20 protein-coding genes and 2 riboswitches are annotated in these 23056 nt (G+C 63.3%); of the genes, 19 read left to right on the top strand and 1 reads right to left on the bottom strand.

The genetic code is table 11. The features are described 5' to 3' along the window. Positions 1-94 precede the first annotated feature (94 nt). The 11 genes from AC1TPF_RS21400 (at position 95) to AC1TPF_RS21350 (ending at position 11795) form a co-directional block, all read left to right on the top strand. Positions 95-1756 (top strand): aromatic/alkene/methane monooxygenase hydroxylase/oxygenase subunit alpha, encoded by a 1662-nt coding sequence (locus tag AC1TPF_RS21400; RefSeq protein ID WP_482141047.1) that lies wholly within the window; start codon positions 95-97, stop codon positions 1754-1756. 119 nt (positions 1757-1875) lie between these two features. Then, positions 1876-2943: a 2Fe-2S iron-sulfur cluster-binding protein gene (locus AC1TPF_RS21395; RefSeq protein WP_482145245.1), complete on the top strand. Its 1068-nt coding sequence runs from the start codon at positions 1876-1878 to the stop codon at positions 2941-2943. A gap of 58 nt (positions 2944-3001) precedes the next feature. Continuing rightward, on the top strand, positions 3002-4138 hold the full coding sequence (locus tag AC1TPF_RS21390; protein ID WP_482141051.1) for an aromatic/alkene monooxygenase hydroxylase subunit beta: 1137 nt from the start codon (positions 3002-3004) through the stop codon (positions 4136-4138). Then, positions 4135-4482, top strand: coding sequence for a propane 2-monooxygenase effector subunit MimD (gene mimD / locus AC1TPF_RS21385; protein ID WP_482141053.1), 348 nt, complete (start codon positions 4135-4137; stop codon positions 4480-4482). The genes AC1TPF_RS21390 and mimD overlap by 4 nt, the downstream gene beginning before the upstream one ends. A gap of 30 nt (positions 4483-4512) precedes the next feature. Then, complete coding sequence (locus tag AC1TPF_RS21380) at positions 4513-5583, top strand: amidohydrolase family protein (RefSeq protein ID WP_482141055.1); 1071 nt, start codon at positions 4513-4515, stop codon at positions 5581-5583. Further along, positions 5580-6431, top strand: a complete 852-nt coding sequence (locus tag AC1TPF_RS21375) for an iron-sulfur cluster assembly protein (RefSeq protein ID WP_482145244.1) — start codon at positions 5580-5582, stop codon at positions 6429-6431. Before AC1TPF_RS21380 ends, AC1TPF_RS21375 begins: the two co-directional genes overlap by 4 nt. Further along, positions 6428-7453, top strand: a complete 1026-nt coding sequence (locus AC1TPF_RS21370; protein ID WP_482145243.1) for an NAD(P)-dependent alcohol dehydrogenase — start codon at positions 6428-6430, stop codon at positions 7451-7453. Before AC1TPF_RS21375 ends, AC1TPF_RS21370 begins: the two co-directional genes overlap by 4 nt. Before the next feature lie 54 nt (positions 7454-7507). Next, entirely contained in the window at positions 7508-9157 is a 1650-nt protein-coding gene (groL, locus tag AC1TPF_RS21365; RefSeq protein ID WP_482141061.1) for a chaperonin GroEL, read from the top strand. Between the two features lie 9 nt (positions 9158-9166). Next, positions 9167-9703, top strand: coding sequence for a YbhB/YbcL family Raf kinase inhibitor-like protein (locus AC1TPF_RS21360; protein WP_482141063.1), 537 nt, complete (start codon positions 9167-9169; stop codon positions 9701-9703). 86 nt (positions 9704-9789) lie between these two features. Then, a complete protein-coding gene (locus AC1TPF_RS21355) occupies positions 9790-10596 on the top strand; it encodes an alpha/beta fold hydrolase (RefSeq protein WP_482141470.1) in 807 nt (268 codons plus the stop codon). Beyond that, complete coding sequence (locus AC1TPF_RS21350; protein ID WP_482141065.1) at positions 10596-11795, top strand: PP2C family protein-serine/threonine phosphatase; 1200 nt, start codon at positions 10596-10598, stop codon at positions 11793-11795. Before AC1TPF_RS21355 ends, AC1TPF_RS21350 begins: the two co-directional genes overlap by 1 nt. Here the strand turns inward: AC1TPF_RS21350 and AC1TPF_RS21345 are convergent. Continuing rightward, complete coding sequence (locus AC1TPF_RS21345) at positions 11792-12991, bottom strand: aminotransferase class V-fold PLP-dependent enzyme (protein WP_482141067.1); 1200 nt, start codon at positions 12989-12991, stop codon at positions 11792-11794. The two genes, AC1TPF_RS21350 and AC1TPF_RS21345, sit on opposite strands and share 4 nt — an antisense overlap. Positions 12992-13078: 87 nt before the next feature. Next, positions 13079-13191: riboswitch (SAM riboswitch) on the bottom strand. A gap of 190 nt (positions 13192-13381) precedes the next feature. Beyond that, positions 13382-13499: riboswitch (SAM riboswitch) on the top strand. Positions 13500-13612: 113 nt separating this feature from the next. Between AC1TPF_RS21345 and AC1TPF_RS21340 the strand changes: the two genes are divergently transcribed. Genes AC1TPF_RS21340 through AC1TPF_RS21305 form a run of 8 tightly spaced genes read left to right on the top strand, consistent with a single transcriptional unit; the run spans position 13613 to position 22858 of the window. Continuing rightward, positions 13613-15304: an ABC transporter substrate-binding protein gene (locus AC1TPF_RS21340; RefSeq protein WP_482141069.1), complete on the top strand. Its 1692-nt coding sequence runs from the start codon at positions 13613-13615 to the stop codon at positions 15302-15304. Next, positions 15301-16311 carry an ABC transporter permease gene (locus AC1TPF_RS21335; RefSeq protein ID WP_482141071.1) on the top strand — a complete coding sequence of 337 codons (1011 nt, stop codon included), beginning with the start codon at positions 15301-15303 and terminating at the stop codon, positions 16309-16311. Before AC1TPF_RS21340 ends, AC1TPF_RS21335 begins: the two co-directional genes overlap by 4 nt. Further along, complete coding sequence (locus AC1TPF_RS21330; RefSeq protein ID WP_482145242.1) at positions 16308-17261, top strand: ABC transporter permease; 954 nt, start codon at positions 16308-16310, stop codon at positions 17259-17261. The genes AC1TPF_RS21335 and AC1TPF_RS21330 overlap by 4 nt, the downstream gene beginning before the upstream one ends. Then, a complete protein-coding gene (locus AC1TPF_RS21325; protein ID WP_482141075.1) occupies positions 17258-18940 on the top strand; it encodes a dipeptide ABC transporter ATP-binding protein in 1683 nt (560 codons plus the stop codon). The genes AC1TPF_RS21330 and AC1TPF_RS21325 overlap by 4 nt, the downstream gene beginning before the upstream one ends. After that, entirely contained in the window at positions 18937-20067 is a 1131-nt protein-coding gene (solA, locus tag AC1TPF_RS21320) for an N-methyl-L-tryptophan oxidase (protein WP_482145241.1), read from the top strand. The genes AC1TPF_RS21325 and solA overlap by 4 nt, the downstream gene beginning before the upstream one ends. Positions 20068-20069: 2 nt before the next feature. Next, positions 20070-20972 (top strand): glutathione S-transferase C-terminal domain-containing protein, encoded by a 903-nt coding sequence (locus tag AC1TPF_RS21315; RefSeq protein WP_482145240.1) that lies wholly within the window; start codon positions 20070-20072, stop codon positions 20970-20972. Positions 20973-20981: 9 nt separating this feature from the next. Then, positions 20982-22157, top strand: a complete 1176-nt coding sequence (locus AC1TPF_RS21310; protein WP_482145239.1) for an LLM class flavin-dependent oxidoreductase — start codon at positions 20982-20984, stop codon at positions 22155-22157. Next, on the top strand, positions 22142-22858 hold the full coding sequence (locus AC1TPF_RS21305; protein WP_482145238.1) for a GNAT family N-acetyltransferase: 717 nt from the start codon (positions 22142-22144) through the stop codon (positions 22856-22858). The genes AC1TPF_RS21310 and AC1TPF_RS21305 overlap by 16 nt, the downstream gene beginning before the upstream one ends. Positions 22859-23056 lie beyond the last annotated feature (198 nt).

Raw genomic sequence — 23056 nt, 5'->3', positions numbered from 1 at the left:
CGTACTAGCCATCGTAACGAGTGTGTCATCGGTCACAGGGAGCTTTGCGGCTCTCGCCATCGACCACCCGCGTGCTCGAACGAGGAGGACTGCGTTGAGCAGACAGAGTCTGAGCAAGGCACACAAAAAGATCACAGAACTGTCCTGGGAGCCGACCTTTGCCACGCCGGCCACCAGATTCGGCACCGACTACACGTTCGACAAGGCACCCAAGAAGGATCCGCTCAAGCAGATCCTCCGCTCCTACTTCCCCATGGAGGAAGAAAAAGACAACCGCGTCTTCGGCGCGATGGACGGCGCGATCCGCGGCAACATGTTCCGTCAGGTCGAAGAGCGCTGGATGGAATGGCAGAAGCTGTTCCTCTCGATCATCCCGTTCCCGGAGATCTCCGCGGCCCGGGCCATGCCGATGGCAATCGACGCGGTCCCCAACCCTGAAATCCACAATGGGCTGGCGGTGCAGATGATCGACGAGGTCCGGCACTCGACGATCCAGATGAACCTCAAGCGCCTCTACATGAACCACTACATCGATCCCGCCGGGTTCGACATCAGTGAGAAGGCGTTCGCCAACAACTACGCAGGCACCATCGGCAGGCAGTTCGGCGAGGGCTTCATCACCGGTGACGCGATCACCGCGGCCAACATCTATCTGACAGTGGTCGCAGAGACCGCATTCACCAACACCTTGTTCGTCGCGATGCCGTCGGAGGCGGCCGCCAACGGTGACTATCTGTTGCCGACGGTCTTCCACTCCGTCCAGTCCGACGAGTCGCGGCACATCTCCAACGGCTACTCCATCTTGTTGATGGCATTGGCCGACGAGGACAACCGCCAACTCCTCGAACGCGATCTCCGGTACGCCTGGTGGAACAACCACTGTGTGGTGGACGCGGCGATCGGCACGTTCATCGAGTACGGCACCAAAGACCGTCGCAAGGATCGTGATTCGTACGCCGAGATGTGGCGGCGGTGGATCTATGACGACTACTACCGCTCCTACCTCATCCCGTTGGAGAAGTACGGTCTCAAGATCCCGCACGATCTGGTCGAGGAGTCCTGGAACCGCATCGTCAACAAGGGCTACGTCCACGAGGTCGCCCAGTTCTTCGCCACCGGCTGGCCGGTGAACTACTGGCGCATCGACGCGATGACCGACGACGACTTCGAGTGGTTCGAGTACAAGTACCCGGGTTGGTACAACAAGTACGGAAAGTGGTGGGAGGCCTACAACCGGATGGCGTATCCGGGCAAGAACAAGCCCATCGCCTTCGAGTCCGATGCCAACTACCAGTACCCGCATCGCTGCTGGACCTGCATGGTGCCCGCCCTCATCCGTGAGGACATGGTCACCGAGAAGGTCGACGGCCAATGGCGGACCTACTGTTCGGAAACGTGCGCCTGGACCGACATCAAGGCGTTCCGTCCCGAGTACGAGGGCAGGCCGACCCCGAACATGGGCCGCCTCACCGGTGACCGCGAGTGGGAGACCCTGCATCACGGCCGCGATCTGGCCGACATCGTCAAGGACCTCGGATACGTCCGTGATGATGGCAAAACCCTTATCCCGCAGCCACATCTGCACCTGGATGATCCGAAGAAGCTGTGGACACTCGACGACATCCGCGGCATCGAGTTCGGCAGCCCCAATGTCGCGTTGAACGAGATGTCCGATGCGGAAAGGGAGGCACACATCGCCGAGTACAAGGCCGGTGGCCCCGCCGGCCGTCCGGCGAAACAAGCTGCAGGCGTCTGAACCCCTCGCCGGGGTTCCCACAACCCGGCCAGGCGCCTGCTCAGAACTCGGGGGCAGTGTGGTTGCACGCGCCACGCTGCCCCTGGGCTCCATCCATCTCATTGCAAGGACCTCGACCCATGGGTGACACCCACAATGTTCGGTTCGAACCCGTCGACCTCGACATCGAAGTCGACGAGGACGAGACGATCCTCGATGCCGCTTTCCGCCAGGGTGTTTCGCTGATGCACGGCTGCCGCGAAGGGCAATGCTCGGCATGCAAGTCCTTTCTCCTCGACGGCGACATCCAGATGGACCGATACTCGACGTTCGCGCTGGCAGACTACGAGAGCGAAGAAGGCTACGTACTGCTCTGCAAGACGCACGCGTATTCGGACTGCGAGATCGAACTCATCAACTTCGACGAGGACGAACTGCGCAATGCCGTACCCCTGCAACACCTCAAGACCAAGATCGTCGGTCTCGACGACCTGACCCACGACATCGTGTCGGTCAAGTTGGAGCTGCTCGAGCCCGAGACGTTCGTGTTCAAGCCGGGGCAGTACGCCGATCTGATGATCCCCGGTGCCGATGAGCACCGCTCGTTCTCCATGGCCACCACCCCCACTATGGCCGGGCGCCTGGAGTTCATCATCAAGAAGTATCCCGGTGGCCGATTCTCCGGCCTGCTCGAGACGTCGCTGACCGTCGGCGACGAACTCGAACTCAACGGTCCGTACGGCTCTTTCACCATCAAGGAGTCATCCGTACGGCCCATCGTCTGCATCGCGGGCGGTGCGGGCATGTCCCCCATCCTGTCCCTGCTCCACCATCTCTCCGAACTGGAGGGCGCAGGCAACGCGCCGCTCCGTCCGGTGCACTTCTACTACGGGGCCAGGACCGCCAAGGATCTGTTCTATCTACACGAGATCAAGGAGATCGGTAACCAGTTGCCCGACTTCACCTTCGTCCCCTGCCTGTCAGAGGAGACCACGGCAGATTGGGAAAGTATGGGCGTGGCAGGCGATTTCGGGTTCGTTACCGAGGTGGTCGAGCGACGCGAGTCCGGAATGGATTCCGCGGACTTCTATCTCTGCGGTCCACCACCGATGGTCGACGCCGCGATGGCGCTACTCGACGGTGCCGGAGTGCCTCTCGATCAGGTCCATTTCGACAAGTTCACCACCACCGTTCCACAAGACAGTTGACTCTTCGTCCCCGACCGACATGCGCCGCGACCGCCCGCAACCGAAAGTGAGTTCAAAGATGAGCGCCCCAGCAGCCCCCAAACCCGATACCGGCGGCGAGAACGGGAAACCGGTCCGCAGCTTCCCGAAGCCCCACTTCACCGATGCCGAGGCCGGAGCTCTCGACTTCCCGAGTTCGAAGAGCCGGAGCTACAACTACTTCAAGCCTGCGAAGATGCGTGCCACCACATACGAGGACGTCACCTTCGATGTCCAGCCCGATCCGGAACGTTACCTCAGCCAGGGCTGGATCTACGGATTCGCCGACGGGCCCGGCGGCTATCCGAAGGACTGGACGGCGCTGAAATCAACTGACTGGCACCAGTTCCGTGATCCCAACGGGGAGTGGGAACAGACCATCTACCGCAACAACGCGAACGTGGTGCGGCAGATCCAGCAGAACCTGGACAACGCAAAACTGGTCGGCGCCTACGACTCCTGGACTCCGAGCTGGGCCACGTTCATCGAACGCAATCTCGGCGCCTGGATGCACGCCGAGAACGGCATGGGACTACACGTGTTCACCGCTGCGCAACGGTCTGCACCGACCAACATGCTCAACAACGCCATCTGCGTCAACGCCGCCCACAAGATGCGGTTCGCGCAGGATCTCGCGCTCTACAACCTCGACCTGACAGACACGATCGAGGGCTTCGACGGCGCGGTGCACCGCGATGTCTGGCAGGCCGACCCGGTGTGGCAGGGCGTACGCGAGAATGTGGAACTGCTGACCGCCGAGGGTGATTGGGCCGAAGCGGTGTTCGCCACGAACATCATCTTCGAGCAACTCGTCGGTGTCTTGTTCCGGTCGCTGCTGGTGATGCAGATCGCGGCCCGCAACGGGGACTACGTCACCCCTTCCCTGGTCGGATCCGGTGAGCACGACTACAACCGCGACCTCGGCTACACCCGGGCACTGTTGCGCATGCTGGTGACCGACCCCGAAGACGGTGAAGCAAATCGTGAACTGCTGGCCACCTGGTCCGACAAGTGGATTCCATTGAGTCTGGCCGCTGCCCGCGAGTTGCAGCCGATCTGGTCGCAGCCCTCCGAACGGCATGTGCCGTTCGCCGATTCGTTCGCCACCGCCAAGACCGGGCTACGAACTGTTCTCGAAGATCTCAACATACCTGTATCGAAGGAGCTGTCAGCATGAGCGAGATGACCTTTGGCACCGACGTCGGATCGTCCAACATGTGCGGTGTCACCCTGATGAACAACCAGAACGGCTACGTGGTCGCCGAGATCATGGGTCGCAAAGAGGGTGTCGAGATCGAAGAATTCCCGTCGATGATCCGCGTCGACGGGCAGAAGGTCCTCACCTTCGACTTCGACGAGATCACCAATGCGCTCGGCTCCGAGTTCGATCAGTCCGACTTCGAGGAGATCATGTCCACCCACTACGGGCGGATGGTCCACTTCGACGACCGGACGATGCTGTTCGCCAACCCCGAGGACGCCGCCGAGTTCATCGATTTCGACCTCAAGGTCGTCGAGTAACCCTATCCGTCACCAGTATTGGAGCAATCGATGTACAACAAGGATGGCGAGAGCTACTACATCGTGGACAGCCACATCCACTTCTGGAACGGTGGACCACGCAATCAGAAGAACCGGTACGGCAAGGGTTTCACCGGTTGTTTCTATGACTATCACGCAAATCTGTCCCCGGAATCAGAGAAGTGGACACTGGAGAAGTTCGGTAACTACACCGAAGACGACCTGATGCACGACCTGTTCGAGGTCGGGTATGTCGACAAGGGCATCTTCCAGCCCACCTACCTCTCCGACTTCTACATCGACGGTTTCAACACCACCGAACGCAACGGTGCACTGGCAGAAAAACATCCGGACAAGTTGATGACCAACGGCGCCTGGGACCCGCGCAACGGAGAGGCCGGACTCGAGGACCTGGAGAAGCTGGCCGCCCGGTGGAACCTGCAGGGCGTCAAGCTCTACACCGCCGAATGGAAGGGTAGCTCCAAGGGTTACAAGCTCACCGACGACTGGTCGTACCGCTACCTGGAGAAGTGTCAGGAACTGGGTATCAAGAACATTCACATCCACAAGGGACCCACGATCTATCCCCTCAACCGGGACGCGTTCGACGTGGCCGATGTCGACGATGTGGCAACGGCATTCCCGGAGCTCAACTTCATCGTCGAACATGTCGGGCTACCTCGCCTGGAGGACTTCTGCTGGATCGCCACGCAGGAGCCCAACGTTTATGGCGGCCTTGCCGTTGCGATGCCGTTCATCCACACCCGGCCACGGTATTTCGCACAGATCATCGGTGAGCTGCTGTATTGGGTCGGTGAAGACCGGCTGACGTTCGCCAGTGATTACGCCATCTGGAAGCCGGCCTGGCTCATCGAGAAGTTCGTCGACTTCCAGATCCCCGAGGACATGCAGTCCGAGTACGGCACGCTCAACACTCAGATTCGCAAGAAGATCCTGGGCCTCAACGCGGCCAAACTCTACGGTTTCGACGTTCCCGAGCAGGCCCGGATCCAGCCCGACGAGTCCGCACCTGCCGAGAAGCCGGTCGGCAGCAGTCCGGCGAAGCCGACCTCCTCATCATCGGCGTCGGTCACGGTATGACTGTGACAAATGGTCCGGACCGGACGGTGACAAATGGTCCGGACCGGACGGTGATCAGCTGGCCCAGTTCAGTCGGTACCGCCACGGCAACGGCCGCGCGGCGGGTGTGGGATGCGCTGGGGACTGTGCGCGATCCCGAGTTGGACGAGCCCATCACCGACCTGAAGTTCGTGACGTCGGTCGACCTGGATACCGCGGGTTCCGGCATCGAGGTCGCGATCCGGCTACGCCTTCCGACGTACTTCTGTGCACCCAATTTCGCCTATCTCATGGTTGCCGACGCGTACGACGCGGTGGCAGCACTGCCGGAGGTGGACCGGACCTCGGTGCGGCTGGAGGATCATTTCGCAGCCGAGGAGATCAATGACGGTGTCGCAGCGCGGGCCGGGTTCACCGGGTCCTTTCCCGGGCTGGCGGTCGATGAACTCGGCGAGCTCCGCCAGACCTTTCAGCGCAAGGCGTATCTGGCGGCACTCGAGCGGATGTCACGTCGGTTGGCCGCCGATGGTGTTGGTGTCGAACGGTTCTCGACCCTGACCATCGGTGATCTACCCTCCGGTCACGAACTCGATTCGTTGTTGCGTCGGCGGGCCGAGGTCGGTTTGCGATCGGGGCCCTGCGAGCTGGTCATGGTCGAACACGACGGGCAGCCGATAGGCGCGGACATCCTTCCCAAGCGACTGCGCTTTGCCAAGTCCGTGCGGGTGAGCATCGAAGGCAACGGCATCTTCTGCCGCGGCCTGCTGACAACCCGCTACGGCGATGACACCACCCCCGGAACCGGCAGCAGCGTAGGTGAATTGGCGGGCACCGATCTGGGGATGCCAACGATGAGGAGCGAGTCATGAAAGCGGTGCAACTGGCGGCCTATGACACCAAGCCCGAGCTGGTGGATGTCCCTGATCCCAAGGCGGACGGCGCCCTCGATGTGGTGGTCAGGATCGGTGGTGCCGGTGTCTGCCGCACCGATCTGCACATCATCGAAGGGCAGTGGGAACAGAAGTCCGGTGTCACACTGCCGTACACGATCGGACACGAGAATGCCGGATGGGTTCAGGAGGTCGGTAGCGCGGTCACCTCGGTCAAACCCGGCGATCCGGTTATCCTGCATCCACTGGCAACGTGCGGATTGTGTCGGGCCTGCCGCGCCGGCGACGATGTACATTGCAGCGCTTCGGCTTTCCCGGGCATCGACAGTAACGGCGGGTACGCCGAATACCTCAAGACCAATGCCCGCGCCGTGGTCAAACTCGACTCGTCGCTACAGCCCGCCGACGTTGCGGCCCTGGCCGACGCCGGCCTCACCGCCTACCACGCGGTGGCCAAGGCGGCCCGATTCCTTCGTCCCGGGGACACCGCGGTGGTGATCGGCGCCGGTGGTCTCGGCCATATCGGGGTACAGGTGCTCGCGGCACTGTCAGCAGCCCGGATGATCGTGGTGGACCGGTCCGAGCCGGCGCTCGAACTCGCCGCCGAATTGGGCGCCCATCACACGGTCGTCGCGGACGGCACCCAAGTCCAGCAGGTTCTCGACCTCACCGACGGCAACGGCGCCGAAGCCGTCATCGACTTCGTCGGTGAAGGTGGCGCCATCGAAGACGGTGTCGGGATGTTGCGCCGGGCAGGCAACTATTACGTGATCGGATACGGCGGCACCTTGTCGATTCCGACAATTGACATCATCTCCACCGAGATCAATTTCATCGGCAACCTGGTCGGCTCCTACAACGACCTCGTCGAACTGATGGTCCTCGCGGCGCAGGGCAAGGTGTCGCTGCACACCAGCACCTATCCGCTGGCCGACTTCGCCACCGCGCTGTCCGATCTCGACGCCGGGAACGTGCGGGGGCGAGCCATCCTCATTCCCTAGATCACCTACACCACATAGCTTTTCAATTCGTCTACACATGAAGGTGCGTGCACAATGGCAAAAGATCTGCGCTTCGGTTCGGACGCTCGGGCTCGATTGGAGATGGGGGTCAATGCGCTCGCCGATGCGGTCAAGGTGACCCTCGGACCCAAGGGCCGCAACGCGGTACTCGAAAAGCTGACCGGCCCTCCGACCATCACCAACGACGGTGTGACCATCGCCAAAGAGATCCAGCTCCGCGACCCCTACGCCAACATGGGGGCGCAGCTGGTCAAAGAGGTTGCCACCAAGACCAACGGGGTGGCCGGCGACGGCACCACCACCGCAACGGTTCTCGCCCAGGCGATGGTGCGCGAAGGTCTCCTGGCCGTCGACAACGGCGCAAACCCGATGCAACTCAAGCGCGGCATCGAGAAGGCGGTGGACGCGGTGGTCGCTCTGCTGCAACAACGTTCCCGTGAGGTGACCGGCGAAGAACAGCTCCGGCACGTGGCGATGCTCTCGGCCAACAACGACCCCGACATCGGCGACGTGATCGCCACGGCCATGACCCACGTGGGTGTGGGCGGTGTGGTCAGTGTCGAGGAATGGCCGCAGTTCGGACTGGGACTGTCGTTTGTGGACGGTGTCGAGTTCGACCACGGCTACATCTCCCCCTACTTCGTCACCGACAAAGACCGGATGGAGTCACAGCTCGACGACGCCTATGTGTTGCTCACCAATCAGAAGATCACCACGGTGCAGACCCTGATGCCGGTGCTCGAGCAGGTGCAGCGCAGCAAGCGGCCGCTGCTGATCCTCTGCGAGAACATGGACGGACCGGCGCTGTCGATGCTCATCACCAACAACATGCATGACACGTTCCGCTCGGTGGTGGTGCGGGCTCCCGGCTTCGGTCATCGACGCGTTGCCGAATTGGAGGACTTTGCAGCCATTTTGGGCGGCCGGGTCGTCAGCGCCGATTCCGGCCTGTCCCTCTCCGATGTACGTCTCGAACACCTCGGCCGGGCGAAGAAGATCACCGTGACCGAGCTGTCGACAACCATGGTCGACGGCGGTGGTGACGTGTCGGAGGTGCGGGCCCGCATCCATCAACTCGAACAAGAGCTGGCGCGGACCGAGAACGAACACGACCAGGACAACCTGCAACTGCGCATCGCCAGGTTGTCCGGCCGGGTGGCGATGATCCACGTCGGTGCCGCCACCGGCGTCGAACTCAAAGAGAAGCAACACCGCGTCGAGGACTCCCTGTCGGCAACCCGGGCCGCGATGGAGGAAGGCATCGTCGCAGGTGGTGGCACCGCCCTGATCCAGGCACAGGCGACACTCGACCTTCTCGAACTCACCGGCGACGCCGCCGAGGGACGTGAAATCGTCCGTCGCGCAGTGGAAGAGCCACTCCGCTGGATCTCGATCAACGCCGGCTACGACGGTGACGAGGCTGTGCAACGGGTCGCCGACCTTCCGGAAGGGCACGGGTTCAACGCGGTGACCGACACCTATGGCGACATGTTCGCCGCCGGGATCATCGACCCGCTCAAAGTGACCCGCTCGGCATTGCAGAGTGCCGCGTCGATCGCGGCGCTGCTCCTGACCACCGAGACCCTGGTCGTCGAGGAGGTGATCCAGAATCCCGGCGCCATCATCGCTCCCGGATTCGGTGACCTCGCCGAGGGCATGGTCCGGCCGTCGAACATCTACTGACGCAACGCGATGACCACCTATTCCGTCGCGACGACGCCAACGGTGCCGGCCCGGACCCGACTGGTGCTGGGCTCGCATGAGGTCGTCGACGGCGGGCGCCTGCGGACGGCCCAACGCAGTGGACTACTCGGCGGCGGCGGGCTCGACGTGTCACCGTCATTGCACTGGTCGGGTGCCCCGATCGGAACGCTGTCCTATGCGGTGACAGCGCACGACTCGGGTGGCCGGTGCCATTGGGCAGTCGCCGACGTCAGTGGTGGTGTGACCTCACTGGTGGTCGACGCCGGGAATGGGAACGATGATCGATTACCCAGTCTGGCAAAGCAATTGCCCAACGACTACGGAATCGCACGCTACGTCGGTCCGTCGCAGGCCCCACCCGGCCTGCCGGGGCGGTTCACATTCACCGTGCACGCCGTGGATATCGGCAGGCTGCCACTCGGCATCCTCGCCGGACCAACTCAACTGCAAGAGGCGCTCCGCATTCACAGCCTCGGCCGCGCGACACTGACCGCAGCCCACGGGTGGACGCCGCCCGTCCACTGAATGCGCCGAACCCCGGGCGGGTGCACCGAACGTGCTTCGGCACGGCCCGCCCACGGGAATGCACATCAGGTGCGAGGATGAAGCACGTGAATGTGCGCGCGAAGAACAACGTCAAGATCCTCGGGCGCGAAGATGGACCGACGATCATGTTGGCCCACGGATTCGGATGCGACCAGAACCTATGGCATCGGGTGACCGGGCGGTTGGTTCCGGATCATCGGGTGGTGCTGTTCGACCACGTCGGTGCCGGCGCCTCCGATCCGGCCGCGTGGGACGCCGAGCGGTATTCGAACCTCGAGACCTATGCGCAGGATGTGCTCGACATCGTCGACGAACTCGATCTGCACGACGTGGTGTTCGTGGGTCACTCGGTCGCGTCGATGATCGGCGCCCTCGCCGTGGCCAAAGAACCCGACCGGTTCGCCAAGCTGGTGTTGCTGACCCCGTCACCGCGTTATGTCGACGACGAATCCGATGGATATCGGGGTGGCTTCACGCGTGATGACATCGACGAACTTCTCGAGTCTCTCGAGAGCAACTATCTGGGTTGGTCGGCGTCGATGGCGCCGAACATCGCCAGTAACCCGGAGCGACCAGCGCTCGGCGGCGAGTTGACCGAATCCTTCTGTCGAACCGACCCGGAGAAGGCGTTGGTGTTCGCCCGCGCCACCTTCCTGTCCGACAACCGCACCGATCTCGCGCGTGTCACCGTGCCCACCCTCGTGATCGAGTGTGCGCGAGACTCACTCGCACCCCGCCACGTGGGCGCGTACGTGCACAACCAGATCGAGGGCAGCGAACTCGTCACGCTCGACGCCAGCGGTCACTGCCCCCAGCTCAGCGACCCCGTGCCCACCACCGAGGCCATCGTGGCCTTCGTCGGTGGCCGTTGATGAGCAAGGACCACAGCGACATCGGGTCACCGGGCGTACTCGACGAGAATCTGGAAGACCTGTACGAGAACGCGCCATGCGGGTATCTGTCGACGTGGCCGGACGGGCTCATCGCAAAGGTCAACACCACTCTGACGGTGTGGCTCGGACAAGACCGAACGTCATTGCTGGGCAGACCTTTCAGCGATCTGCTCACCGCAGGCGGGCGGATCCACTACGAAACCCACTTCGCACCGCTGCTGCAGCTGGAAGGCGTACTGAGCGGAATCACCGTCGACCTCGTCGCGGCCGACGGCCGACGACTGCCCGTCTTCGTCACCGCGAACGTGAAGATCGGTGCCGATGGAACCGCCGTGCTCGTCCGCATCACCGCACAGGACGCACGTGACCGACGCGCATACGAGAAACAGCTGCTCGAGGCGCGGCGCCATGCAGAAGAAGAACGTGCGCGCATACAACTGCTCGCCTCGACTCTTCAGCGCTCGCTGCTTCCACCGTCGTTACGACCTCCCGATGGCATGGAGGCAGCGGCCCACTACCACGCCGCGTCGATCGACGATGTCGGCGGCGACTTCTACGACGTGTTCGCCCTGTCGGCGCACAAGTGGGGGTTCTTCCTCGGCGACGTGTGCGGCAAAGGGGCCACCGCGGCAGCGGTGACCTCGCTGACCCGCTACACGCTGCGCGCTGCGGCGGTGTACGACGACGATCCGATTGCGGTGTTACGCAACCTCCACACCGTGTTGCATGCGAATCACCAGGGTGACGAACCACGGTTCTGCACAGTGATCTTCGGTGTGCTCACCCGCCGCGACAACGGATTCGACGTCCACCTCGCCAGTGGTGGGCACCCACCCGCCCTACTGCTCACCGCCGCCGGTCAAGCGCAGTACGTGAGCACCGAAGGTGGGCAACTGGTCGGCATCCTGCGCGACCCTGAGTTCGTCTCGAAGCGGATCCACCTCGATGCCGGCGACACCCTCCTGCTCTACACCGACGGGCTCACCGAGGCGCGGACCGGACCTGGTCCCGAGCGGTACGACGACAACGGTGCGCTGCTCGAGTTCGCCGCGGCACACACGCCGACGTCCGCAGGCCAGATCATCGAGGACGTGCGGGCATTGCTCGACAGTTTCGGTGCCGGGCTCGAAGACGACACCGCGCTCATCGCACTGAGTGTCCCCCACCCCGGGGTCTAGAGGGTTCGGAGGGCGGCGAGCAGAAGGTCGACGTCCTCGGAGGTCGAACCGAGGCCGAGGCTGGCGCGTACAGCCCCTGAGCCGTGGCCCAGACGGTCCAGAAGCGGGTGGGCGCAGAATCGTCCATCGCGCACCCCGATGCCGTGTTCGGCCGAGAGATGGGCTGCCACCTCAGATGCCCGATGCCCGTCGACGACAAAGCTGACAACGCCAACGGCATCGGTGCTGTCGGTGAAGATCTTCAGGGCATGCACGCCCGGGATCTCCGCCAGACCATTGCGCAACCGGTCGGTGAGTGACGTTTCATGGGAAACAACAGCCTCCCCGAGGGATTCGATCTCGACGCAGGCCGCCGCGAGCGCAGCCGCACCCAGGACGTTGGGCGAACCGCCTTCATGACGGGCAGGCGCGGGCGCCCACTTCACGTCCTGCTCGGTGACATTGAGTACGGCACCGCCGCCTGCGAGGTACGGGTCGGCCGCATCCAGCCAATCCCGCAGTCCGACAAGCACTCCGGCCCCGAAAGGCGCGTAGGTCTTGTGTCCTGAAAAGGCCAGGTAGTCGATGCCGCCTGCAGTGATGTCCACCCTGCGGTGCGGAACCAACTGCGCTCCGTCGACAGCGATCCGAGCGCCGTTGCGGTGCGCAAGATCTGCCAGTTCACCGATCGGCAAGATCTCGCCGGTGACGTTGGAAGCACCGGTGACCGCCAGCAACGCCGCACCGGTCTCTATCAGTGCGGTCTCCACGCGAACGATCGTCGCGGCCAGCGTATTCGCGGCACGGACCACGTGAACGTCACTCCACGGCAACAGATTTGAATGATGTTCCAGATCGAGGACGACGACCTTTCCCGGCACACAGCGGGCCAGGAGGTTCAGCGAATCGGTGGTGTTCCGCGTAAAGATCAGGCAGTGCTGCTCGCCGGCACCGACAAAGTCCGCGACCTGCTCACGGGCGGTCTCGTACGCCTGCGTCGTGACCTGCGATGCGTAGCCCGCGCCCCGATGCACGCTCGAGTAGGTCGGAAGCAATTGTGTGATTCTCTCGACCACGCTGCACAACGCCGGTGCACTCGCCGCGTAGTCGAAGTTGACGTATCGCGTGGTCGAGCCATCCCGCAATGGCGCCTGGGTGTCCGAACCTTCTATCGCTGCAAGAGCATTCAGGGTTCGATTCAGTGTTGCAGTGCTCATATCTCACACCAGCTTCCGGTGTCAGGGATTCCGCACGCACCAAGTTTCGAACCTGCCGATGGAGCAGTTCGGAACTCGGACGTGGGGGGTCCGCGCTTGCCTGTTCGGGTTCGAACAGGCCAGGTCTTCACCCGGAGCACCCCGCCGCGATGGAGGGTTGCTGACCAGCAAGCCGGGGCTATTCGCTGGTACTCGTGACCGACGCCGACGCTAACAGACTTTTACGGCGTCGTCCATACCCATGTGCTTTAACTTCTCGGCGATCGGAACTCCGCGCATCCATCGGATTTCCGCAGGAGCGTGAGTATGGTTCTGTCCAACAGTTGAAATCCCCTGCCCGGGCATACCCACATGATGCCCGGATTCGCTTGGTGGACAACAACTGCCCTGTGTCAACGAGTATCAGCGCCAAGTTCCAGCTTGCTGGTCGGCAACCCTCCACCGCGGCGGGGTGCCCTGGATGACAGACACGGCCCCAGCCTTCACCGGCATGGGGCAAGCGCGGGGTTCACGCAAGCGAGCCCGAAGAGATTTCCGGAAGCTTGATGACCTTGTTCAACGCACCACGCGATCGAATCCTGAGCACCTGCCACGCCCATTGCATTCACGAGGAGAAAACCGATGTCCCGAACACCTGCTGCCGGCCGATTGAGACGGGTGCATCCCGGACCGGGTCATCTGAGCAAGGCCACGATTCTTACGGCTCTCACGGTCGGACTTGTCGCCAGCGCCTGTGGCTCCGGCGACAGCAATAATTCCGCGACGGCCACCGGTGATCCCGTCGACGGCGGCACCCTTCGGTTTGCCATCAACAGCAGTCCCGGCGGCTGCATCGACCCCCATCAGAGCCCTGCCGACGTCGCCGGCTTCTTCTCCCGCCCGATCCTCGACTCTCTTGTCGCCCTCAACACCGACGGCAGCCTCGACCCCTGGCTCGCCACCGAGTGGAGCGTGTCCCCCGACCAGCTCACCTACTCCTTCACCCTCCGCGACGACGTCACCTTCTCCAACGGAGAAAAGTTCGACGGCAACGCAGTCAAGGCCAACCTCGACCACATCGTCGACCCCAACACCAAGTCCCAACTCGCGGCCAACACCATCGCCACCTACGCCGGCACCAACGTCATCGACCCGACGCACGTGGAAGTCACCTTCTCCGAGCCGAATTCGGCCTTCCTTCCCTCCGCGGCCTCGGCATACCTCGGCATCGAGGCCCCCTCCACCCTGACTCAGGGAACAGATGCCCTGTGCAGCAAGATCGTCGGCACCGGGCCGTTTGTCAGTGAAGCCGGCTACACCCCGAACAAGGGCATCGACTACACCCGCAACGAGGCCTACAACTGGGGTCCGGGCAACGCCGACCACTCCGGCAAGGCACACCTGGCAGCCATCAGCATCCAGGAGATCCCCGAAGACTCCTCTCGCTACGGCGCTTTGACCAGCAATCAGGTCGATGCGATTGCCAGCGTCCCGCCGGTCAACGTCAGCGCGCTCAAGGACACACCCGGCTATTCCGTCGAGACGGTCCAGGCTCCGGGCGGAAACTACAACTACTACCCCAACACACAGGCCGGCGTCTTCTCCGACATCAAGGTCCGCGAAGCCTTCCGGGCCGGAATCGACTGGGACACCATCGTCGACAAGCTCTACTTCGGCGTCTTCCAGCCCGCGAAGAACACCTTGAGCCCCGCCACGGTCGGCTACAACAAGGCCAGTGAGTCGGCGTACGTCTACGACGAGGACAAAGCCAATCAGCTTCTCGACGAAGCCGGCTGGACCGCACGCGACGGCGACGGCTACCGCACCAAGGACGGAAAGCGTCTGACCGTCGTGCATCCCTTCCTCAAGGAATACGCTCGCGAACAACGCGACACCCTGCTCGAGCAGGTGCAGTCGTCCGCCAAGAAGATCGGTGTCGACTACCAGATCAAGAACACCACCATCGACGACTACTACACCGCCCTTTTCACCAACGGCTACGACGTCCTCGACATCAGCTGGCAGCGGGCGTCACCGGATGCACTTCGCACGCTCGATCATTCGTCGAACATTCCGGTGGACAGTTTCGGAACAAACGTGGCCAAGTACTCCAATCCCGCTGTTGATTCCGACTTGATCGCAGCGCTTGGCGAAACCGATCTGACCAAGCAGTCGGAGATCTACGCTCGCGCCCAGCAGCAGATCGCCGACGACGCCGCAGTGTTCCCGGTCTACGTCTTCAACTACGTGCTCGGCCGCAGTAACAACCTGCAAGGCGTGAAGTTCGAACCGCAGGCCTACCCGACGTTCTACGACGCCTGGGTGAGCAAGTGACCGTGATCGACACGGTGGCAGGCCCGACCGAGGTGGCGCGCACTCGCTCCCTCGGTCGGGCGGTCGCCAGCCGATTGCTGGTGTCGCTGCTGGTGCTGTGGGGCGCGATCACTGCCACCTTCCTCGTCCTGCATTCCGGCAAAGGTGAGCCGATCAACGCGATCATCGGCACCGCGCAGGTGTCCCCGGAGGTCCGGGCGCAGATCATCAACGACTACAAACTCGACGATCCGTTGATCGTCCAATACTTCGATTACCTGTGGCGACTGCTTCACGGCGACCTCGGACGGTCCTACGCGCTGCGAATGCCAGTCACCGAGGCCATCGGTCAACAGATTTGGCCCACACTGCAATTGGTGATCGTCTCGGCGATCCTCGCGCTGGTCGTCGCACTGGTGGTGGGGCTGGCCACGGCCAACCGGCCAGGATGGCTACGCGGCCCGGCCACCTCGCTGGAGGTCCTGACCGTGGCAGTCCCGACATTCTGGCTCGGCATCTTGCTGCTGACCATCTTCTCGTTCCAGCTCGGCTGGTTCCCCTCGGTCGGCTCGGATGGCGTGGCTTCGCTGGTATTACCATCCATCGCGCTGGCGGCCGCACCCGCGGCGCTGCTGTCACAAGTGCTTCGGCACGGTGTCGAACGCACGCTCGACGAAACATTTGTTGTCACCGCGCGGACCCGCGGGATCAGCCAGACCGCGGTCCTGCTCCGCCACGTGCTGCGCCACGCCGCGATGCCGGTGATCACGTTGTGGGGCTGGATCGTCGGCGCACTCATCAGCGGCGCGGTGATCGTCGAGCAGGTCTTCTCCCGAGAAGGTCTGGGCCGCTTGACCATCGCCGCGGTCACCAGCAAAGACCTACCACTGGTCCTCGGGGTCGTCATCATCGCCGCCACGTTCTACACCATCGTCAACACCCTCATCGACGCCGCATACGGCTGGCTTGATCCGCGGGTTCGGGCCGACGGGCCCACAACCTCTGCAACCGAGAAGGTAAACGCATGACCACCGACACCCGGCCCGACCCGGCGCCGCGGAGACGTAGCGCAGCGGAGCTCGACCCTTTACTGCGGAGACGTAGCGCAGCGGAGCTCGACCATCGAGCGGTCCGTTTCGCTGTCGGACAGACTGTTGTTCAACGTATTCGGCGACTGCGATTGTCGGTGATCCTCAGCGCGATCTTCCTGGTGTTCATCACCTTGGCGGCGTTGTTCCCCAGCCTGTTCACCGGCAGAGACCCCAACGCCGGCGAACCACTCGACATGCTGCTGGCCCCGAGCGTCGATCACCTGTTCGGCACAGACCAGAATGGTCGCGACATCTACGCCCGAATCATTTACGGTGCGTGGCCATCCCTGCTGATCGGTGTGAGCGCCACCGTGTTCGCCCTGGTGGCCGGCACACTGATCGGCGTCTTCGCCGCCCGCGGCGGACGTGCAGGCGACTGGGTCGTCTCGCGCCTGCTCGACGTCTTCCTGTCCATCCCCGGACTACTGCTGGTCTTCCTCATCGTCGCCGCCCGCGGTCCCGGCACGTTCACCACCATCATCGGCATCGCCGTGGTCACCCTGCCCAGCTACGCCCGCCTGGTCCGCGGCGAAGTCATCCGTCTGCGCGGGGCGGTGTTTGTCGAAGCCGCCAAGGCGCTGGGCTGGACGCAGACCAATATCGTTGTCCGCCACATCGTCCCGAACGCGATCGGACCCGTCTTGGTCCTGGCCACAATCGGTATCGGAGCAGCCATCGGAGTCGGTTCCTCACTCAGCTTTTTGGGTCTGGGCCCGCAACCCCCCACCGCCGAATGGGGCAGCATGCTCTCGGCCAGCCGCTCATACTTCTCCGTCGCCTGGTGGCCGGCGGTATTCCCCGGCCTTGCCATCACCTTGACCGTTCTCTCGGTGACTGTTGTCGGCCAATACCTGCAACGACGAACCGAAGGTCGGGTGGCGCCATGACAACCCTCACCAAAGACGCAGCACCGCAGGCACCGCTCGTCGATGTACAGAACCTGCGGGTGGGATTCCCCTCCGGCGCCCGCACGATTTGCGCCGTCGACGGTATTTCATTCGCCATCAACCGCGGCCAAAGCGTGGCCATCGTCGGTGAATCCGGTTCGGGCAAAAGTGTCACCGCCCGAAGTCTGGTCGGATTGGCCGGCCCCACAGCACAAGTCACAGCAGATCGACTACAGGTCAACGGATCGGACACCCGACGGTTCTCCGAACGGCAATGGCGCCGCCTGCGTGGCCGCGACATCGGATTTGTCCTGCAGGATGCCTTGACGTCCCTCGATCCCCTACGCACGATCGGCGCCGAAATCGGTGAAGTCCTGCGAACACACAAGGTCGTGAGCAACAACGCCATCGACGATCGCGTCCTCGAACTACTCACCGAGGTCGGTATCCCCAACCCCACCCTGCGCGCCGGACAGTATCCACACCAGCTCTCCGGCGGACTGCGCCAACGGGCGCTCATCGCCTCTGCGATTGCCGCCGATCCGGCCCTCCTCATCGCCGACGAACCCACCACCGCACTCGATGTCACGGTCCAGGCGCAGATCCTGCGACTACTCGAACAACGCAAGGCCGACGGCACCGCGCTGTTGCTGATCAGTCACGATCTGGCGGTGGTCTCGCAGGTCTCCGACTACGTCTATGTGATGAAGGACGGGGTGTTCGTCGAGCACGGCCCCACCCGCGAGGTCCTGAACAATCCACAGCACGCCTACACCCAGCAGCTCCTCGACGCGATCCCGGTCGCACACGCCCGCGGCACCCGCCTGTCCTCCCGCGACGGCGTCCAGACCCTGCAGCGCGCCCCCATCTCCGATGATGTTGTGCTGCAGACACACAACCTCACCAAACACTTCACACTCACCGGCAACCGCCGCCTGCGCGCCGTCGACGATGTCAGCCTGCACGTACACGGTGGCGAAACCCTCGGCATCGTCGGCGAATCCGGCTCCGGCAAATCCACCGTCGCCCGACTGCTCTTGAACCTCGAAGTCCCTGACACAGGATCCGTCGAGATCGCGGGCACCGACTGGAAAGCCCTGTCGAACAAAGAGGTCCGCACCCGACGCCAACGCATCCAGGTCATCTATCAAGATCCATTGAGCTCCTTCGACCCGCGTCACACCGTCGGACGGATCGTCGAAGAACCGCTCCTGGCCACCGGTGGCATCAGTCGGACCGAGCGCCGCAAGCGTGTCGCCGAACAGCTCGAACTGGTCGGACTGAGCACCGACCACCTCGGCCGTCGGCCACACCAGCTTTCCGGCGGCCAACGCCAACGTGTCGCCATCGCCCGCGCCCTGGCAACCAAACCTGAGATCATCATCTGCGACGAACCCGTTTCGGCACTGGATGTTTCAATCCAGGCCCAGATCCTCGACCTCCTGGCCGATCTGCAGGCCGAGCTCGGAATCGCTTACGTCTTCATTTCGCACCACCTCGGCGTGATCTACCACGTCGCCGACCGAGTCCTGGTCATGAAAGACGGTCAGGCTGTCGAAACGGGCACCGTGGAAGAGATTTTCAATGACCCGCAGAACGACTACACCAAGGCCCTGTTGGCATCGATACCAACACTCGAAGGGCTAACCGAACACAACAGAGTTGAGGTCACGATATGAGTTCCGTCGAGGTCGACACCGTGGTTGTCGGGGGTGGCGCGATGGGTTCGGCCGCCGCCTGGCAGCTGGCGCGCCGGGGTGTAGAGACCGTGCTGCTCGAACGATTCACCCCCGGCCACGCCAACGGCGCCTCGCATGGCGCCTCCCGCATCTTCCGCACCTCGTACGCCGACCGCACCTACGTCGCGCTCGCGAGGGAAGCGGAAGCACTCTGGGCCGACCTCGAATCCGAGTCCGGGACGCAACTGCTCACCGTCACCGGCGGCGTCGAACAGGGATGGACTCCATACCTGTCCCAGATCTACGAAACCCTCGCCGACCTCGGACTCGTCCATCAGTGGCTCGAGCCCGACGAGGCCTCGCAGCGGTGGCCAGGAATCAGATTCGACGGCCGCGCGTTGTATTACCCCAACAGCGGACGACTACATGCTGACAATGCTGTCAGTGCACTACAACGCAGCGCAGCAGCCCTCGGCGCAGAAGTTCGACACGAATCGCAGGTGATCTCGATCGACGTCACAGACGACAACTCGGTCACCGTGCGCACCGATGACCAGAAGTACGTGGCTCGACGTGTGGTGGTGGCGGCAGGCGCCTGGGCGACGAAGCTGTTGTCGGGCATCGCACCGCTGCCGCAGATCACCGTCACCCAAGAGCAACCCGCACACTTTGTACCGCGTGACCAGGATGCCGAATGGCCCAGCTTCGGGATCTTGCACGACCCCGACGGACCGAACGCGCCCGAATTCGGTGGCGTGTACGGCCTGTCCTCAGGCGCGGAAGGCGTCAAGGTCGGCTTCCATGGAACCGGACCGGTCGTCGACCCCGACCACCGCGATTTCACGGCGGAACCACGGCAACTCAAGGCCCTGCAGGAGTACGTCCGCCATTGGGTGCCCGGCGTCGATGCCGACGCACTGACCCCGATCAGCTGCACGTATGCCACCACACCCGACTCCAACTTCGTCATCGATCGCCGCGGTCCGGTTGCGGTTGCCGCCGGATTCTCCGGACACGGGTTCAAGTTCGTGCCCGCCATCGGTCGCCTCCTCGCCGACCTCACCATCGACAAGAACGCACCCGAGCTCTTCTCCTTCCGCTCCCACTCCGCAGAAAAGGTTGTCTAGCCATGTCGAAGTACGCCAGCCCTGTCGATACCGAAACCCACGGCGAGTACGCAATCACTCGCGCACCGGATGACACCCGGCCGGTGTATCGATTCGCCGGACGTATCAGCGGCGACGGATCCACGCCGTACCCGGCCGTCGCTGATCGCTATCACGTCTATTCCGGCTGGTTCTGCCCGTGGGCTCAGCGGGTCACACTGGTCATCGAGCTGGCCGGCCTCGCTGATGTGATCAGTGTCAGCTACGTCGACGGTGCGCGCGATGCCCGCGGGTGGGCATTCCGCGAGACCCACGGCCCTGACCCGGTGAACGGCTTCACCCTGTTGCGCGATGCCTATGACGCCACGGAACCCGACTTCGACGGCCACGTGTCGGTTCCCACCCTCTGGGATCGCGAGACAAAGCAGATGGTGAGCAACACTTTCGATACGCTCGACGCCGATCTCGCGTCGCAGTACCGGCGTCAGATCACCGGCGAGTTCGACCTCTACCCAGAGGATCTGCGCCCGCAGATCGACGAGTTGGAAGCCTGGTTGCGAGCCACGGTCAACAGCACCGCACACGTGGCCACCGGAACCGGTTCGGCCGCCGAGGAAGCCGCGGCCACGGTCTATCAGGCATATTCAGAACTCGACAACCGGCTCGCCGAGAATCGATACCTTCTGGGCGACAACGTCACCCTGGCCGACGTCCGGCTCTGGGTGACACTGGTCCGATACGACGCTGCGGCCGCCAAGGCCGGTACCCGGCGCCTTGCCGACTTCTCGAATCTGTGGCGCTACGCCCGAGACCTGTACTCATTGGACGCATTTCGTGTCACCACCGATTTCGCGTCGTTCGGCGCATCAGAGGCCGTGGCCGACGACTGGCAGTCGCCGATCACGTCATCCGCAGCGGCTCACTAGGAGTTCGAAATGGCCCCGCCCATCCCCCTGTCGGTTCTCGACCTTCTGCCCCGCTCCAGCAGGTCGGACAACAGCACCGCAATACGCAACACCATCGACCTGGTCCAGCGCGCCGAACAGTTCGGATACGACCGCTATTGGTTCGCCGAGCACCACACGAATCCGGGGGTCCTCGGGTCGTCACCCGCCATCGAGATCGCACTGATCGCAGGTTCCACCTCGACCATCCGGTTGGGTTCGGCCGGAGTGCAATTCGGTCATCGGACACCACTCGCGACCGTCGAGGAGTTCGGCCTGATCAACACGCTGTACCCGGGTCGCCTCGACCTCGGTATCGGACGATCCATTTCTCGCCCCGCCCCGGAGACGACAACGGGATCGGAATCGGTGACCGAAGTCGCAGCAAAGAACTATCTGTCCGCCCGCGGCGGAGCGGCCCACACCGAAGACACGTACACCCCCAACGGTCTGCTCCTGCCCAAGATCTACAACATCGCCGGCGCGTTTGCGAGTAAGTCCATCACTCACCTACTCGACCTGCTCCAGCAACCCGGCGCGTACGCCCCGAGCTATGACGAGCAGATCTCCACTGTTCTTGCCCTTCTCGACGACACATATGTCAGCCCACAAGGGCTTCCCGCTCATGCCACCCCGGGAGATGGTGCCGACGTGCAGGTCTGGATCCTCGGCGCCTCCGGTGGATCCAGCGCTGCCGTCGCAGGGTCGAAGGGTCTGCGCTTTGTTGCCAGTTACCACCACAGTCCGAGCACGGTCATCGATGCGGTTGAGGCGTACCTGGCAGCATTCCAACCGTCCACGGATGTCCCGGAACCGTATGTGGCGGTGTCGGTGGATGCGGTTATCGCCGAAACCGATGACGAAGCAGCCGAATTGGCGAGCGGATATGCACCTTGGGTCCGCAGCATCCGGCGCGGCGAAGGCGCGATCCCGTACCCGAGTCCGGCCGAAGCAGCTGCGTTGGAATGGACCGACGACGACCGCGAACTGGTCCGCGACCGGGTGCTGACGCAATTTGTCGGATCGCCGTCCACCGTTGCCGACAAACTCGAGATCCTCCGGGACGCCACCGGCGCCGCCGAGCTCTCGATCACTACCATCACACACGACCACGCGGCGCGGGTGCGCTCGTACGAACTCATCGCAAAGGAATGGTTCAGCCGGTGACAGCTCAGACCACACCGGACACCGGTGTACTCGATAATGCCATGTGGGAGAGCCTGATCGGCGCCCATCTGCACCTGAGCGAGGGCACCACCCGCGCTCGCCGCTACCTCCCGACGATCTCCCCGTTTGTCGGGGTCGGCGATCTGAGCGATCCGCAGACGTGGACTGATCTCGCCGAGTTGATCGGCCCCGGACAAGAAGTCGCGCTGCCGGTCGAGGTGACCGACCTACCCGATGGCTGGGAGGTTGCCATGAGCGGCCCGGGCGTCCAGATGGTTGCCACCGACACGCTGAAGCCGAGGCCCGAACCCGAGGCAATCCAGCTCGGCGCCGACGATGTCCCCGACATGCTCGCATTGATCGACCGCACCAAGCCCGGGCCCTTCAGCCCCGAAACATACCGACTCGGAACATATCTCGGGATCCGGCGCGAGGGCCGGCTCATCGCGATGGCCGGCGAGCGCCTCCATCCACCGGGATGGACAGAGATCAGCGCCGTCTGTACCGACGCCGAGTTCCGCGGCGAAGGTCTGGCCACCCGCCTGGTACTCGCTGTCGCCCACGGCATCTACGCCCGCGGTGAGACTCCGTTCCTCCACGCTGCGGCCGACAACACCAACGCCATCGAGCTCTACAAACACCTGGGCTTCCGCCTGCGAACCAACATCACCTTCACGGTCGTGCGCTCCCCCGGCAACTGATCAAGGCATCGAACACCCGCCGACACAAGCGTCTGGGCTGTCGACGGGGGCCGGCTGTACGATCCTTGTCGGGGTACTGTCCAGCTCCAAGCGGTCACCCTGTGACCGCTGACAAATGATGACGTGGAGGTTCCTCTGGAACGGGGCTCCCACGTCGTCGGGCTTCACGGTATCCGGCGCCTTGTGGCGGCGGATTTG

It is taken from the genome of Williamsia sp. Y853 (assembly GCF_056786495.1).
This window is presented reverse-complemented; position numbering and strand designations above follow the sequence as displayed.

Coding starts and splice junctions, on each gene's coding strand:
- AC1TPF_RS21395 (WP_482145245.1), top strand. CDS start 1,876: ATGGGTGACACCCACAATGTTCGGTTCGAACCCGTCGACCTCGACATC.
- AC1TPF_RS21390 (WP_482141051.1), top strand. CDS start 3,002: ATGAGCGCCCCAGCAGCCCCCAAACCCGATACCGGCGGCGAGAACGGG.
- mimD (WP_482141053.1), top strand. CDS start 4,135: ATGAGCGAGATGACCTTTGGCACCGACGTCGGATCGTCCAACATGTGC.
- AC1TPF_RS21380 (WP_482141055.1), top strand. CDS start 4,513: ATGTACAACAAGGATGGCGAGAGCTACTACATCGTGGACAGCCACATC.
- AC1TPF_RS21375 (WP_482145244.1), top strand. CDS start 5,580: ATGACTGTGACAAATGGTCCGGACCGGACGGTGACAAATGGTCCGGAC.
- AC1TPF_RS21370 (WP_482145243.1), top strand. CDS start 6,428: ATGAAAGCGGTGCAACTGGCGGCCTATGACACCAAGCCCGAGCTGGTG.
- groL (WP_482141061.1), top strand. CDS start 7,508: ATGGCAAAAGATCTGCGCTTCGGTTCGGACGCTCGGGCTCGATTGGAG.
- AC1TPF_RS21360 (WP_482141063.1), top strand. CDS start 9,167: ATGACCACCTATTCCGTCGCGACGACGCCAACGGTGCCGGCCCGGACC.
- AC1TPF_RS21350 (WP_482141065.1), top strand. CDS start 10,596: ATGAGCAAGGACCACAGCGACATCGGGTCACCGGGCGTACTCGACGAG.
- AC1TPF_RS21345 (WP_482141067.1), bottom strand. CDS start 12,991: ATGAGCACTGCAACACTGAATCGAACCCTGAATGCTCTTGCAGCGATA.
- AC1TPF_RS21340 (WP_482141069.1), top strand. CDS start 13,613: ATGTCCCGAACACCTGCTGCCGGCCGATTGAGACGGGTGCATCCCGGA.
- AC1TPF_RS21330 (WP_482145242.1), top strand. CDS start 16,308: ATGACCACCGACACCCGGCCCGACCCGGCGCCGCGGAGACGTAGCGCA.
- AC1TPF_RS21325 (WP_482141075.1), top strand. CDS start 17,258: ATGACAACCCTCACCAAAGACGCAGCACCGCAGGCACCGCTCGTCGAT.
- solA (WP_482145241.1), top strand. CDS start 18,937: ATGAGTTCCGTCGAGGTCGACACCGTGGTTGTCGGGGGTGGCGCGATG.
- AC1TPF_RS21315 (WP_482145240.1), top strand. CDS start 20,070: ATGTCGAAGTACGCCAGCCCTGTCGATACCGAAACCCACGGCGAGTAC.
- AC1TPF_RS21310 (WP_482145239.1), top strand. CDS start 20,982: ATGGCCCCGCCCATCCCCCTGTCGGTTCTCGACCTTCTGCCCCGCTCC.
- AC1TPF_RS21305 (WP_482145238.1), top strand. CDS start 22,142: ATGGTTCAGCCGGTGACAGCTCAGACCACACCGGACACCGGTGTACTC.